General features: G+C 63.3%; 15 protein-coding genes. 13 read left to right on the top strand and 2 right to left on the bottom strand.

Annotated features, from left to right (window positions below):
• Position 1 precedes the first annotated feature (1 nt).
• The 12 genes from alr to CLU92_RS10735 all read left to right on the top strand — a co-directional run bounded on the left by alr (position 2) and on the right by CLU92_RS10735 (position 12,636).
• The gene (gene alr / locus CLU92_RS10790; protein ID WP_101481891.1) at positions 2-1,123 is read left to right on the top strand and encodes an alanine racemase; all 1,122 of its coding nucleotides are present in this window, start codon (positions 2-4) and stop codon (positions 1,121-1,123) included.
• A gap of 204 nt (positions 1,124-1,327) precedes the next feature.
• Complete coding sequence (locus CLU92_RS10785) at positions 1,328-1,885, top strand: NADPH-dependent FMN reductase (protein ID WP_101481890.1); 558 nt, start codon at positions 1,328-1,330, stop codon at positions 1,883-1,885.
• 143 nt (positions 1,886-2,028) lie between these two features.
• Positions 2,029-3,603 carry a sensor domain-containing diguanylate cyclase gene (locus tag CLU92_RS10780; protein WP_101481889.1) on the top strand — a complete coding sequence of 525 codons (1,575 nt, stop codon included), beginning with the start codon at positions 2,029-2,031 and terminating at the stop codon, positions 3,601-3,603.
• A 146-nt stretch (positions 3,604-3,749) separates the two neighbouring features.
• Positions 3,750-4,283 carry a hypothetical protein gene (locus tag CLU92_RS10775; protein WP_101481888.1) on the top strand — a complete coding sequence of 178 codons (534 nt, stop codon included), beginning with the start codon at positions 3,750-3,752 and terminating at the stop codon, positions 4,281-4,283.
• A 44-nt stretch (positions 4,284-4,327) separates the two neighbouring features.
• Entirely contained in the window at positions 4,328-4,762 is a 435-nt protein-coding gene (locus tag CLU92_RS10770) for a hypothetical protein (RefSeq protein WP_101481887.1), read from the top strand.
• 126 nt (positions 4,763-4,888) lie between these two features.
• Positions 4,889-5,236 carry a hypothetical protein gene (locus CLU92_RS10765; protein WP_101481886.1) on the top strand — a complete coding sequence of 116 codons (348 nt, stop codon included), beginning with the start codon at positions 4,889-4,891 and terminating at the stop codon, positions 5,234-5,236.
• Between the two features lies 1 nt (position 5,237).
• A complete protein-coding gene (locus tag CLU92_RS10760) occupies positions 5,238-6,593 on the top strand; it encodes a TolC family protein (protein ID WP_257561051.1) in 1,356 nt (451 codons plus the stop codon).
• Between the two features lie 2 nt (positions 6,594-6,595).
• A complete protein-coding gene (locus CLU92_RS10755) occupies positions 6,596-7,978 on the top strand; it encodes a multicopper oxidase family protein (RefSeq protein ID WP_101481884.1) in 1,383 nt (460 codons plus the stop codon).
• A gap of 184 nt (positions 7,979-8,162) precedes the next feature.
• On the top strand, positions 8,163-9,818 hold the full coding sequence (locus tag CLU92_RS28435; RefSeq protein WP_143452600.1) for a methyl-accepting chemotaxis protein: 1,656 nt from the start codon (positions 8,163-8,165) through the stop codon (positions 9,816-9,818).
• A gap of 84 nt (positions 9,819-9,902) precedes the next feature.
• Positions 9,903-10,670: a transporter gene (locus tag CLU92_RS10745; protein ID WP_243858011.1), complete on the top strand. Its 768-nt coding sequence runs from the start codon at positions 9,903-9,905 to the stop codon at positions 10,668-10,670.
• Positions 10,671-10,763: 93 nt separating this feature from the next.
• Positions 10,764-11,345 carry a hypothetical protein gene (locus tag CLU92_RS10740; RefSeq protein WP_257561050.1) on the top strand — a complete coding sequence of 194 codons (582 nt, stop codon included), beginning with the start codon at positions 10,764-10,766 and terminating at the stop codon, positions 11,343-11,345.
• Positions 11,338-12,636 (top strand): NAD(P)/FAD-dependent oxidoreductase, encoded by a 1,299-nt coding sequence (locus CLU92_RS10735; protein WP_101481882.1) that lies wholly within the window; start codon positions 11,338-11,340, stop codon positions 12,634-12,636. Before CLU92_RS10740 ends, CLU92_RS10735 begins: the two co-directional genes overlap by 8 nt.
• A gap of 42 nt (positions 12,637-12,678) precedes the next feature.
• On the opposite strand, the gene CLU92_RS10730 is transcribed toward CLU92_RS10735, so the two are convergent.
• Together CLU92_RS10730 and CLU92_RS10725 are read right to left on the bottom strand one after the other, a co-directional pair.
• Positions 12,679-13,194, bottom strand: a complete 516-nt coding sequence (locus CLU92_RS10730; RefSeq protein WP_101481881.1) for a DUF6265 family protein — start codon at positions 13,192-13,194, stop codon at positions 12,679-12,681.
• Between the two features lie 77 nt (positions 13,195-13,271).
• Positions 13,272-13,985, bottom strand: a complete 714-nt coding sequence (locus CLU92_RS10725; RefSeq protein WP_101481880.1) for a sensor histidine kinase — start codon at positions 13,983-13,985, stop codon at positions 13,272-13,274.
• A 307-nt stretch (positions 13,986-14,292) separates the two neighbouring features.
• Here CLU92_RS10725 and CLU92_RS10720 point away from each other — a divergent pair, with 307 nt between their 5' ends.
• The gene (locus CLU92_RS10720) at positions 14,293-14,688 is read left to right on the top strand and encodes a hypothetical protein (RefSeq protein ID WP_101481879.1); all 396 of its coding nucleotides are present in this window, start codon (positions 14,293-14,295) and stop codon (positions 14,686-14,688) included.
• Positions 14,689-14,713: the final 25 nt, after the last annotated feature.

Here is a 14,713-nt window from a genome sequence, read left to right as displayed (position 1 = left end):
GATGGCCGGTAGCATGCCTGCCAAGGAGCGTAGCGGCGCCATCCTGACGGTCGACCTGGACGCCGTGCGCGCCAACTACCGCTTGCTGCGCGACAAGGCGCACCCGGCCGCCTGCTCGGCTGTGGTGAAGTCCGACGCGTATGGCCTGGGCGCCGCGCAAGTGGGCGCGGCCCTGTATGAAGAGGGTTGCCGCCATTTCTTCGTGGCCCACCTGGAAGAGGGCATCAGCCTGCGCCCGCATGTGGCGCCGGACGCGGAAATCTTCGTGCTGCATGGCCCGCCCGTCGATACGGAAGCTGAATTCACGGCCCACGGCCTGACGCCAGTGCTCAACAGCGAGCCGCAGGTGGCGGGCTGGCGCAAACATGCGCAAGCACTGGGCACCACCCTGAACGCCGTCGTGCAGGTCGATACGGGCATGTCGCGCATGGGCTTGTCGCCGCAGGAAATCGACGCCTGGCTGGATGATGCACACTTTCTTGACGGCATCAACGTTCGCTACATCATGAGCCACCTGGCGTGTGCCGACGAGCGCAACAACCCCATGAATGGCGAGCAACTGGCCCGTTTCATCGCCATCCGCACCCGTTTGACGCAATACCGCGCCAGCCTGGCCAATTCCTCGGGCATTTTCCTGTCGCCCGATTTTCACTTTGACCTGGTGCGCCCCGGTGCGGCCCTGTACGGCATCGCGCCGCAGGGCGGCGAGCCCAATCCCCTGCGTTCCGTGGTGCGCCTGCAAGGCAAGGTCATGCAGACGCGCACGATTGCCGCCGGCGACCACGTGGGCTACAGCCGCCGCTACACGGCCAGCGAGCCGCGCCAGGTGGCGACTATTTCCGTCGGCTATGCCGATGGCTGGCTGCGCAGCATGAGCAACCAGGGCCTGGCCATCGTCGATGGCGTGAAAGTGCCGCAGATCGGCGCCATTTCCATGGATTCCATTACCCTGGACGTCAGCGCCATCGCCGAGGAGCGTGTCGCGCCGGGCAGCCTGGTCGACCTGATCTGCGCCGAACACCCGGTTGACGCGGTGGCGGCCATGGCCAATACCATCGGCTATGAGGTGCTGACCAACCTGGGCGGGCGTTACTACCGCGAATACCGGGGCTTGGCACGTTAGCGAACCTGCCAAAACGCCCATGGCGTTGTTGCCTTGCCTTGCCGTACATTCGTACTGTCTTCGGCAAGGCGCCTGGCCCTGAGCATTTTTTCAGGCGCGCTGACTTCGCACGCTAGGCAGCGCAAAACCGATGATTGTGTGGCAAGATAGCCCTGGTATGAGCTTCACTCCAGGGCTTTCTTTTAACCGTTATCGGGGACTTTCATGAGCCAATATCAAGTTGCAATCATCGTCGGCAGCCTGCGCAAGGATTCCTTCAACCGCAAACTGGCCGACGCCATCATCAAGCTGGCGCCGCCCGAGTTTTCCTTCAAACATATCGACATCGGCGACTTGCCGCTGTACAACCAGGATGACGATGGCGCGCAGGCCGAGCAGGTGCTGCGCCTCAAATCCGACATTTCCGCGTCGCAAGCCTTGCTCTTCCTCACCCCCGAATACAACCGTTCCATCCCCGGCGTGCTGAAAAACGCCCTCGATCACGGCTCGCGCCCGTATGGCCAGAGCGTGTGGGGCGGCAAGCCGGGCGCCGTGCTGGGCGTCTCCGTGGGTGCCACGGGCACGGCCCTGGCGCAGCAGCATTTGCGCAACGTGCTCGCTTACCTGGATGTGCCGCTGCTGGGCCAGCCCGAAATGTTTATCCAGGCCAAGGAAGGCCTGTTCGACGAGCATGGCGGCATAGGCCCGGCCAGCCTGGGCTTCTTCCAGGGCTGGATGCAGCGCTATGTGGACTGGGTACGCAAGCACGCCATCCACGCTTGATGCAGGTCAAGGCGGCAGCGCTCTGCGTTGCCGCTTGTACACGTTCCTTGATTATGGATGCCAACATTTCAATATTGGCACGGGTGTCTCGGTATAATGCGCCCTTTCTTTAGCGCAATATTTCCCTATCTCTTGCCGACGCCATGTGGACTAAACCTGTTCTGCGCATGAATTTGCGCCGTTTGATCGTGCTCGTGGCCTTTGCCAGCGCCCTGGTGTCCCTGGCCAATACGTTCTTTGCCAGCTACAGCGTGCAGCGCCAGTTGCTGATCGATACCACGCTGGAAGCGAACCACGCCTACGCGAGCAAGTTGGCCAGCACGGCCGAGGATTTCCTGCAGTCGGCGCGCCAGCAGCTGGCCTACAGCGCTGGCGGCCTGGCGCCGCGCATGGGGGATGACGCCTGGCTGACGGACGAGGCGCAGCGCCTGCGCCTGCAAACGAACAGCTTCAACTCCGTGCTCATCGTCGACGCCCAGGGCAAGGTGCTGGGGGTGTCGCCGGAAACCCTGGCCCTCAAGTACCGCACGCTCGATTCGGCTGGCGCCGTGCAGGCGCTGCGCGAGCGGCGTCCGCTGGTGACGCAGCCGTACATGTCCTCTGCCGGCAACCTGGTGGTCTTCATTTCCCATCCCATCGTGGACAAGGATGGCCGCTACCTGGGCTATGTGGGCGGCAGCATCTACCTGAAACAGAAAAACATCCTGTACACCATGCTGGGCCAGCATTACTACCGCGATGGCTCGTATCTGTACGTGGTGGACCAGAACCGGCGCCTGCTGTACCACCCGGACCCCGAGCGCCTGGGCGACGTGGCTGGCAGCAACGATGTCATCGACACCATCATCGCGCAGCAGGGCGGTGGCAGCCGGCGCATGCATAACAGCCTGGGCGTGGATATGCTGGCCGGCTACGCCGTCATGCCGTCGACGGGCTGGGGCATCGTGGCGCAGCGGCCGACGGCGATGACCCTGGCACCGCTGAACCAGCTGATGGCCAATACGATATGGTATTCCCTGCCGATCGCCTTGCTGAGCTTGCCATTCATCTGGTGGCTGGCCAGTCTGATATCGCGGCCCCTGGTGCAGCTGGCCGAGAGCGCACGGCGCATGGATGCAGCGGGCACGGCCGAGCACATTGCCGCCATCCGCTCCTGGTATGTGGAGGCGGCACAGATCAAGAAGGCTCTGTTGAAAGGCTTGGCGTTGCTGCAGAATAAGATCGGCAAGCTGAAGACCGACGTGCAGACGGACCCGCTGACGGGCCTGTCGAACCGGCGTGGCATGGCGGCAGCGCTGGAAGAGTGGCAGGCGCAGGCGCGGCCGTTTTCCGTCATCGCCATCGACATCGACCATTTCAAGCAAGTCAACGACCAGTGGGGCCATGCCGTGGGCGACGACGTCATCCTGCGCCTGGCGCAGCTGATGCGCGCCTGTTCGCGCGATGCCGACGTGCTGTGCCGCAATGGCGGCGATGAATTCATCATGCTGTTGCCCGATGCCGACCTGGACGTGGCCATGCAGGTGGCCGAGCGCCTGCGCGCCAAGGTGGCCGCCGCCGTGATTCCCGGCGCGGGCGCCGTTACGGTCTCGCTGGGCGTGGTCTCGTCGGCGCACGGGGAGCGCGGCGCGGACGCCGTGCTGCTGGCGGCCGACGCGGCCCTGTATGTGGCCAAGGAAAATGGGCGCAACCGGGTGGGTCTCGCCGAGCCGGCCTGACAGGCGTGCCGTGCGGCATAAACTGATCCGCTGTTTTTTGTTGAATCTGAGTCTGTCCGGTTTGCCCGCCAGCGCTTACCATGAGGCCAAGATAAGGTGCAACGAGAGAGTAATGGGCATGGCAGAAATGGCAGGGATGAGTATTGATGACGTTTGAGCAAGAACTTGGCATCCGCTGCGAGGTCAATGGCCAGCTGCACCCGCTGGCCTATCTCGGTTGCCGCGAACTCAATTATGGCCAGCACAGCGTGCTGCCGCTGCATCCGTTCCGCCTGAGCGTGCCGGAAACGGCGCTCGCGGGACTGCTCGACGAACCGTTCAACAGTTTCGTGCAGGATTGCCGCGAAGACGACCTGCAATACGAGGAAAGCGACTTGCCCGCGCTCAGAGACGCCGGCTACCCCGACATCACGGGCATGCTGGCGGGCCACCGGCCGCTGCTGGCCGAAATGATTGACGACTTCATGATCGGCGACCTGATGTGGGCCATCGGGCGCGCCAGCGGCTACTGCCGGCCCCGCGCCCGTTACCGGGGCGACGTGGAGGCGTCCGATGGCCGCGCGTATTTCACCGTCAATAAAGTGGAGAAAATCCATTTTGCCGATGGCCAGGTCATATTGGAGGGGCAGGGCTACTACGGCGTGTACGTGATCTGGCTGACGCACGGCCGCCGAGCTTGACAGGGACTTGACCTTCCTCATGTGGGAAGGTTTATAGTCCTGTCATGAACCACGCCTTTTTCCGCTTTCTCGCCCGCTCGCTGCTCTGGCTGCTGGCCGTCACGCTGCCCTTGCAGGGCTTTGCGTCGGCCATGCGCAGCTGCTGTGTGGGCGAGCTGGCGGCGGCGGTCACCGTCGTGGCAGCGCAGGTGCAGGCACCCCAGTGCCACGATATGGGCAATATGGGCAATATGGCCGACATGCGGATGACGGACCAGCCCATGAAAATGGCCATGGACGATGGCGGCGCCACGCACCATGGCCACGATTGCAGCAACCATGGGGCGTGTACCGTGGGCGCCACGGCGCCGCCCGGCATGCCAGTCTTGCACGCCTTGACCCTGCGCGCGCCGCCTCCCGCGCTGGCGCCCGATTCCCTGTTCGCCGGGCATATCCCGCTTGGTCCCGAACGTCCCCCGAGAAGCACGCACTCCGCCTGACCGCCCGTTGAACCTGGCGGTGCCGCCGTCGCACGTCCCTGCATCTTGATCCTGCAGCTTGCACCGGCCGCGCCAGCGTTCCAGTAGCGCGCCTGCCGCGCCATACCCTGTCAATCAAGGAATACCATGAAACACCTGTTCAGCCTCGCGCTGGCCGTGCTGCCGCTGGCCGCCAGTGCTGCCAGCCCTGCCGCATCGACGCCAGTTCCATCCGCCCCGCAAGAGGCGCAAGCGCCCGTGCCTGCCACCACATACCGCTCCGCCTTCGCGGGCTACCGACCCGCCGCCGAAGACGACGCCACGCCCGACCAGGCCTGGCGTGCCCTCAACGAGAAAGTCGGCAAGGCGGGCGGCCACATGGGCATGATGAAGATGGAGGGCCACAAGATGGAAGGCCACAAGACGCCAATGGCTAAGCCCAGTGCCAAGCCGGCCCCCCAGCCGGCTCCGCAACACCAGCATGAAGGACATTGACATGGCCCGTTTCACAAAATCAACTTGCCTCACGCCGCTGGCGCTGGCGGCCGTCCTGCTGCTCAGTGGCTGCGCCAGCTTCAGCCCGGATGGCGGCATGCAAACGGTGTCCGCGCTGGCCGACGCCCGCACGGGTGTCCCCGCAGCGCTGGCTGACAAAGGCGAAGACAGGCTGGCGCAATTGCTGGCCCAACCCCTGGACGCCGACAGCGCCGTGCGCATCGCCCTGATGAACAACCACGGCATGAAAGTGGCGCTGGCCGAACTTGGCGCGTCCGAGGCGGACCTGGTACAGGCGGGGCGCTTGCGCAATCCCGGCCTGTCATTCGGCCGCTCGCATGGTAGCCATGGCAATGAAATCGACCGGGGCGTCAGTTTCGACCTGGCCGGCCTGCTGACCATGCCGATGCGCGTGAATATCGAGCGGGGCCGTTTCGAGCAAGCCAAGCTGCAGGCAGCCATCAGCGCCGTGCAACTGGCGTCGGACACGCGTCGCGCCTACTTCAATGCTGTCGCCGCCGTGCAGACGGAAGCTTTCATGCAGCGGGCACTGCTGTCGGCCGAGGCGGGTGCCGAGCTGGCCACGCGCTTGCAGCAGGCGGGCAACTGGAGCCGCCTCGACCAGGCGCGCCAGCAAGTGTTTTATGCCGATGCTGTCGGCGACCTGGCCCGCGCGCGCCATCAGGCATTGGTGACGCGTGAGCACCTGACGCGTCTGCTGGGCCTGTGGGGCAAGCAGGCCAGCTTTACTTTACCGTCGCGCCTGCCCGACTTGCCGGCCCAGGCGGTGGAGGCGGGCAATATCGAGGCGCAGGCCATGGAACAGCGCCTCGACGTGCAAAGAGCGAAACTTGATGCGCATGCCACGGCCGACGCACTGGGCCTGGCCAAGGTCACGGGTTTCGTCAATGTGCTCGACGTGGGCTATACCAACAAGAGCACGAGCGAGGCGCCGCGCGAGAATGGCTATGAGGTGTCGCTGGAATTGCCCCTGTTCGACTGGGGCTCGGCGCGCAACGCCAGGGCGCAAGCCTTGTATGAGCAGTCGCTGCAGCGCACGGCAGGCACGGCGGTGCAGGCCCGCTCCGAAGTGCGCGTAGCGTATTCCAGCTACCGCACGGCCTACGACCTGGCGCGCCACTACCGCGATGAAGTCGTGCCGCTGCGCAAGACGATCTCGCATGAAGTATTACTGCGCTACAACGGTATGCTGGCCAGCGTGTTCGAATTGCTGGCCGATGCGCGCGAACAGGTCGCCAGCGTGAACAGCGCGATCGAGACCCAGCGCGATTTCTGGATCGCCCAAACCGAATTGCAATCGGCCATCAATGGCAGCGGCCCAGCCGCGAAGGAATAATGATGATTACACGTAGAAACTTTTTCATGAATGCGGGTGCCGTCGCCCTGAGTGCGGCAGCGGTGAGTCGCGTGGGTGCGGCATCGTTGCCGGAAGCCGTCAGCATGGCTGGCGCCGACACCAAGGCGCCGCCGCCACCACCGAACGGGCGTCCGTACCACCCCGTCGTCACCCTGAATGGCTGGTCCTTGCCCTGGCGCATGAACAACAACGTCAAGGAATTCCATTTGGTGGCCGAGCCTGTCGTGCGCGAACTGGCGCCCGGCATGCAAGCCAACCTGTGGGGTTACAACGGCCAGTCGCCTGGCCCCACCATCGAAGTGGTGGAAGGCGACCGTGTGCGCATTTTTGTCACCAATAAATTGCCGGAACACACGAGCGTGCACTGGCATGGACAGCGTTTGCCCAACGGCATGGATGGCGTCACGGGCCTGACCCAGCCGGGCATTCCTCCCGGCAAGACTTTCGTGTATGAATTCGTCGCCAAGCGGCCTGGCACCTTCATGTACCACCCGCATGCGGATGAAATGACGCAGATGGCCATGGGCATGATGGGCTTCTGGGTGACGCACCCGAAAGACCCGAACTTCATGAAGGTGGACCGCGATTTCGTCTTCTTGCTCAGTAATTACGACATCGATCCCGGCAGCTACACGCCGAAGATCATGACCATGACGGATTTCAATTTGTTCACGTTTAATAGCCGCGTCTTCCCAGGCATCGATCCCATGGTGGTGCGCCAGGGCGACAAGGTCCGCGTGCGCGTGGGCAATCTGACCATGACCAACCACCCGATTCACATGCATGGCCATGAATTCGAGGTGACGGGCACCGATGGCGGCTGGACGCGCCCCGAATCGCGCTGGCCCGAAGTGACGACGGACGTGGCCGTGGGCCAGATGCGGGCCGTGGAATTCATGGCCACGGACCTGGGCGACTGGGCCTTCCACTGCCACAAGTCGCACCACACGATGAATGCCATGGGGCATGACGTGCCCACCATGATCGGCGTCGACCACCAGGGCGTGGCGGCGAAGATCAACCAGCTTGTGCCCGGCTACATGGTGATGGGCGAGCGCGGCATGGCCGACATGGGCGAGATGCAGATGCCGATTCCCGACAATACCTTGCCGATGATGGCCGGCGACGGCCCCTTCGGCGCCATCGGCATGGGCGGCATGTTTACCACGGTGAAGGTGCGCAAGGACCAGAAGCCGGGCGACTACCGCGACCCGGGCTGGTACAAGCACCCGGCCGGCAGCGTGGCCTATGAATGGACGGGCGCGTTGCCGGAGCCGGTGCGCGGCCAGGGCGCCGGCAAACCGGCCGTGAAGGGCGGCGTCGAGATGACGGTGCGCAAGCCGGCCGGCCACAGCGGGCATTAGTCTCCCGCATGACCGGTGTCAGGTCGAACGGCTTGCCTAGCATGGCAAGCCGTTTTGCATGTTGTTGCATATCAAGGAATTATTATTTGGTGACAATCCGAGCATTTTTTTCTGTGTTTTTTCTTTATATTCAAGCCAGTAAGCTCCAGTTGCATCGAGTATCGGCCAGTCTATGGGAGAAAACATGTTGAACCGGATGAAGGTGGGAACGCGCTTGCTGGCGGCATTTTTTTGTGTTGCGCTGATGGGGGCCGTCGTGGCCGGTATCGGCATCTTCAATATGGGCAAGATCGATACCATGGCGGGGCAGATGTACAACAGCGAATTGCTGGGCTTGTCGCACATCAAGGAAGCCAACATCGCCCTGATCAAAGTGGGCCGCGCCCGTAGTAATTTCTTGCTGGCCACTACCGCCGAGGAGCGCGCCATGCGCCAGGCCGACATCGAAAAATTCCTCGAATTAAACAAAAGCTACCTTGCCAAGGCGGAACCGCTGTTCGTCACGCCGGCCGCCAAGGAGCTGTTTGCCCGTTTTTCCGCCGTCGAAGCGGAATATATCGCCACCATGCAACAGGCGCTGGCGCTGGCTGCAGCCGAGCCGCTGTCCCAGCGCAGCGCGCAACTGCTTGAACTGCTCAACAAGACGCGCCAGCATGCGGACGAGCTCGACGGCATGCTGGATAAACTCTCGCTGCAGAAAGAAGAGCGCGCCAAGGCCGCAGCGGCGCAGGCGTCGGGCGTGTATCAGGCCAGCCGCAGCTTCATGCTCGCACTGGTGCTGGGCAGTATGGCGGCCGGTCTGGCGCTGGGCGCGCTGATCACGCGCGGACTGACGCGCCAGCTGGGCGGCGAGCCGGCGTATGCCGTCAAGATCGCGGGCGCCATCGCCGAGGGCGACCTGACCGTGGATATCCGCACGGTCAGCCATGACAACGCCAGCCTGCTGTTCGCCATGAAAACCATGCGCGACAAGCTGGTGGGCATCGTCAGCCAGGTGCGTTCGGGTACGGACACCATCCATACGGCCTCCAGTGAAATTGCCCAGGGCAACCTCGACCTGTCATCCCGGACGGAAGAGCAGGCCAGTTCGCTGGAAGAAACGGCGTCCTCGATGGAGCAGCTGACCTCGGCCGTGCGCCAGAACGCGGACAATGCGCGCCAGGCTAATGCGCTGGCCGGCGCCGCGTCCGACGTGGCCGGCAAGGGCGGCGCCGTGGTGGGGCAGGTGGTGCAGACGATGGAATCGATCAATGCCTCTTCGCGCAAGATCGTCGACATTATCAGCGTCATCGACAGCATTGCCTTCCAGACCAATATCCTCGCCTTGAACGCGGCAGTGGAAGCGGCCAGGGCGGGCGAGGAGGGGCGCGGTTTCGCCGTCGTGGCGTCCGAAGTGCGCAACCTGGCACAAAGGTCCAGCCAGGCCGCCAAGGAAATCAAGACCCTGATCGGCGACTCCGTCGAGCAGGTGGAAATCGGTTCCAGGCTCGTGCATGACGCGGGCAAGACGATGGATGAAGTCGTCGCCAGCGTGCGCCAGGTGGCCGATATCATGCAGGAAATCACGGCCGCCAGCGCCGAACAGAGCGCCGGCATCGAGCAAGTCAACCAGGCCGTGCTGCAGATGGACCAGGTGACACAGCAGAATGCGGCCCTGGTGGAAGAGGCTGCCGCCGCCGCCGAATCGCTGCAAGACCAGGCGCAGACCTTGACGGAACTGGTGGGCGTGTTCCGCCTGCATGCCCAGGCGCAACAGCTGGCCGCGGCCCCGGCCAGCAACGTCACGCCGCTGCGCCGGCCAGCGCCCGCCGCCAGGCAGGGAGTGCGGCGCCTGGCTTGACCGCGGCAGTACCGGGCGCAACACGCACGCCTGGGCTTGGTGGTAGGCTGTCGCTTTTGCGCATTTGCCACTTCCGGGTCTTCCATGTCTTCTCTCCGCTTGCCGTTGCTGTGTTTCTCCCTGCTGTCCTTGCCGGCCCTGGCGCTGGCGCAGGACGGTGATCCTGTCCTGCCTTACCGGCCTTCCGTGGCCAGCCCCGCCCAGCTGCCCGTGCCGGGCCAGCTGGAATTCGAGGCCGGTGGCCTGTTGTCGAAAACGGACGATACGCGCCGCGCCAGCCTGCCATACACCTTCAAGCTGGCGTTCACGCCCGAATGGGGCGTGCTGCTCGAAGGCGAGGGGATCGTGCGTGCGCGCGATGAAACGGGCCGGCGCGAGACGGGCTTGGGCGACACGACCGTCGTGCTCAAGCGCGCCTTTGAGCTCGACAGCGCAACGGCGCTGGGCCTGGAACTGGGCTGGAAGTTAGCGACGGCCAAGGACGCCATCGGCAGCGGCAAGAGCGACGTGTCGCTGAACGGCATTGTCAGCCGCGACTTGGGCGCCGTGCACATGGACGTCAACCTGAACGCCACGCGCCTGGGCGCGTCCGACCCGGCGACGGGCAGGGTGCAAACGGGCTGGGCGGCCTCCTTTTCCACGCCAGTCAGCGCGCGCTGGGGTGCCACGGCGGAAGTGTCTGGAACGCGTTTGCGCGGTGCGCCGGCCACGGCGCAGTTGCTGCTGGCAGCCACTTACAGTCCCACGCCACGGCTGGCCGTCGATATCGGCATGGCGCGGGGCTTGACGGCGTCGTCGCCGGACTGGTCGCTATTCAGCGGACTGGTCGTGCCTTTGGGCAAGCTGTGGTGAGATGGTAACGCCATTCCTTATGTGTCCTTGCGAACAAACAGGGTGGCGCACAAGGTCTACAATGGCGGCATAACTGATAAAAGGAATGTCCCCATGAAAACCCTTGTGCTTGCCGCCGTCTTGCTGTCGGCCGCCACCGCCGCTGTTGCCCAGGTCGGTGTCTCCGTCACCGTCGGCCAGCCCGGCTTTTACGGACGCCTCGACATCGGCGATTATCCCGCGCCGCAATTGATCTACGCCCAGCCAGTCATCGTGCAGCGCCCGCAATACTATTCGGCCCGGCCCATCTATTTGCGCGTGCCGCCCGGCCCATCTATTTGCGCGTGCCGCCCGGCCATGCGAAAAACTGGTCCAAGCACTGCCGCAGGTATAATGCCTGTAACCAAGAGGTGTATTTCGTCCAAGATAGTTGGTATAACAATCAATATGCTCCCCGCTATCGCCAGCAGCATGGCGATCATGGTCGTCCCGGTGGACGTCCGCCGCAACAGCATGGCCGCCCGGACTACGGCAACCATGACCATGACCGTGATCGCGGCCATGATGACAAGCATGATGACAAGCGCGACAAGCATGAAGGCAGGCGCGACAAGCATGATGACAATCCGGGCAGAGGCCATGGCAACGGCAACGGGCGCAGGGACTAAACAAGCAAGCAGGAGGATATTTGCATAGTAAAATCGTCATCGTAGGTGGCGGCGCAGGCGGCCTGGAGCTGGCCTGCAAACTCAGCCGCAAGCTCGGCCCCGGCCAGGTGACCCTGGTCGACAGCCGCCTCTACCATATATGGAAGCCGTCGCTGCATGAGGTGGCGGCCGGTACCCTGGATATTCACCAAGAGGGCCTGTCGTACCAGATGCTGGCGCATGACAATGGTTTTACCTATGTCTATGGCCCCCTGATCGCGCTCGACGCCGCGTCGAACAGCCTCACCGTGGGCGCCATCGCCACCGATAAGGATGAACAGCTCTTGCCGCAGCGCACGGTCAGCTATGACCAACTGGTGCTGGCCGTGGGCAGCACCTCGAATTACTTCGGCGTGCCCGGTGCCAAGGAAAACACCATTTCCCTGAATGCCACGGAAGACGCCGAACGTTTCCGTTTGACGCTGTTGAAACTGCTGGCCATGGCCGAGCAGCGCCAGGGCGATGCAGGTCATCCTGGGGTTGACATCGTCATCATCGGCGGCGGCGCCACGGGCGTGGAACTGGCGGCCGAATTGCGCGAAGCGAGTGGCGTGTATGCCGCGTATGGTTTTCAGAATCTCAACGCCATCAAGGACGTGCGCATCACCCTGCTCGAAGGGGCGCCGCGCATCCTGGCGCCGCTGCCCGAGCGTGTGTCCATCGCCGCCTCGAAACTGCTGCACAAGCATGGCATTAGCGTGGTGACCGATACGCGCGTCACCACGATCGAAGCCGACAAGGTGACGGTGGCCAGCGGCACCAGCTATGCGGCCGATATCTGCGTGTGGGCCGCCGGCATCCGCGCGCCGGAATTCCTGTCGACTTTGGGCTTGCCGACCAACCGCGCCGGCCAGCTGGAAGTGACGGGCATGCTCAATGTGCAGGGCCATGCGAATATCTTCGCGCTGGGCGACTGCGCCGCCTGCACGGGGCCGGACGGCAAGCTGGTGCCGCCTCGCGCCCAGGCTGCCCACCAGCAAGCCGATTACCTGCTGAAAACCTTCCTGCTGCAAGCGAAGGGCAAGCCGCCGCAAACCAAGCCGTACGAGTACCTCGACTACGGATCGCTCGTGTCGTTCGGACGTACTACCTCCGTGGGCACCCTGATGGGTTCCCTGAAGGGGCTGAGCTGGTTCGTGGAAGGATTTGTTGCGCGCATGATGTATGTCAGCCTGCATTTGATGCACCACAATGCCGTGCTGGGCGGCGTGCGCACGGCCGTCATGGCCATGGGGCGCTTCCTGATCAAGCGCAGTACGCCGCAGGTCAAGCTGCATTAAACCGTTGATGTCAACAATAAAAAGGGGCCTTGCGGCCCCTTTTTATTTGCTTCGCGCCACTGGCGCCGCTTCGCAGCGGCCCCGCGTCATGGGGAAGGCTATGGTGGTGAGCTTGCCTTTCATCGTGCCGGTGATGCTGGCGTGCAAGATGCGCTCGCTGTCGTGGCGGTAGATGATGCGGCTGGGAAAGTCATTGTCCAGGTTGGCGAAGATGAATTCATTCGGCTTGTCCTGGCGCAATAGATTGAAAATCACAGGCGGCTGGCCTGACGGCTGCACGATGTAGGCCAACTGGCCCGGTTCGGTGAGGCGGATCTGCACGAATTCAAAGGCTGTCGTCTTGCCGCCCTTGACGGTGCGGCTGGTGCCGAGGAGGGTGCCGCCGGCGGCCGTACTCCATTGTTCCCCGGAGCCGGGTTCGGCGCCGTCGACGTTCCAGCAGCCGGCCAGCCAGGCCAGCTTGTCCACGGTTTCGGGCGGCGGCACGGTTTTTTCCGCAGCCTGGGCGGTACTCATGGCCAGCAGCGCTGCCAGCAGGGTGGGGATGAGTCGTTGCATGAGGTCTCCTGTCGTCGAATCGCTGCGCGGGGCAGAGCGCTCCCGCAGGCATCTGGCTTGGTGCTGCCTGGTAAGGACTATTCTTTCGGACTAATGCGCGGCAAAACGACGGTCAGGGCCGTGCCGCCTTGCGGGTTGGCGGTCAGGCTCAGGCTGCCGCCGAGGTAGTGCACGCGCTCGCGCACGGAGCGCAGGCCGTGCTTGCTCATTTCGACGGGTTCCCTGGCCGGCAGTCCATTGCCGTTATCCTTGACGGTCATCATCAGCGCTTCGTCATTGTCATCGATGATGATGTCCACTTCTGTGGCGTTGGCGTGCGTGGCGATGTTGCTGAGCGCCTCTTCCAGTGTGCGCAGCAGCGCCACGCCCACGTTACGGGGGCAAATCAGTTCATCGTCGGGCAGGCTGCAGCGCACGGTGATTTTGTGCTGTTCGGCAAACTGCGCGGCCAGTTCGCCCAGCGCCACATTGACGCCAAGAAACTCCAGCTTGTCGTTCCACAGCTTCATCTGCATTTGCCGGTTGGTTTCAATCACATTCAGCAGCAATTGCTTCATGGTCGCAGCACGGTCAAGCAGGGCCGCTTCCTGCGGCATTTTTTGCGTCAGCAGCGACAGGTGCATGGTCAGCGCCGTCAGCGATGAACCGAGGCTGTCGTGCAGCTGGCGCGACAGGGCGCGCCGTTCATTATCCCAGCTGGTGTTGACATGACCCAGCAACTCGCTGAGATCGGCGGCGCGTTCCGCATCGGCCTGGGCCGCTTCCTTGTTCGGATCTGTTTGTGCGGACATAGCGCCCCGTGAATGGTGAAAGGTGGACCAAATTCAAGTGGTGGATCATACATGAGGATTTCATCACAGGGCGCATGGATGGAAAATTTCTGTCTTTTCGGCAATTTTAATCTCCTCCCATCATTTTTATATCATAGGCAAGATTATCGTTTGCGCCAAGGGGGCACAGTTACCGTCGTTACGTACGGCTGCGCACATACCGGGACACCGCACGCTGCCATAGTGGGGCTGTGCATTACCCCCTGCAGCCTTGGCGCCTCGCGGCGCAGGGCGCAGAGGCCCGCTTACCGAAACGAAAGGACATGCCATGAATATCGATACCATCGTCGACCAGGAATATGCCGACAAAAGCTTCCGCGACATCGTCAATGCCCCCATCAGCGCCCTGCGCGGCGTCAGCGCGAAGGATGCCAAGGCCTTGCAGCAGGCGTTTGGCGTGCACACCGTGCGCGAACTGTCCAACCTCAATTTCGTCAAATGGGCCAGTGCGCTGGCCATCCTGGCCGATGAGGAGGGCATGAGCGGCGAAGAACGGGCCAAGGAAGAACTGCTCGACGACGCCGTGGAAATGACTTTCCCCGCCAGCGACCCGATTTCCGTCGATGCGGGTATCACGCGCATCGAAGTGGCGCCGGACACCGTGAATGCGCAAACGGACCATCAGCACGCGGGCCAGCATCAAGTGACGGCTGGCAAGAAATAAAGCCTCCCAGGCAGAAAAAAACCGG

Source organism: Janthinobacterium sp. 61 (assembly GCF_002846335.1).
Lineage (GTDB): Bacteria > Pseudomonadota > Gammaproteobacteria > Burkholderiales > Burkholderiaceae_D > Janthinobacterium.
This window is presented reverse-complemented; position numbering and strand designations above follow the sequence as displayed.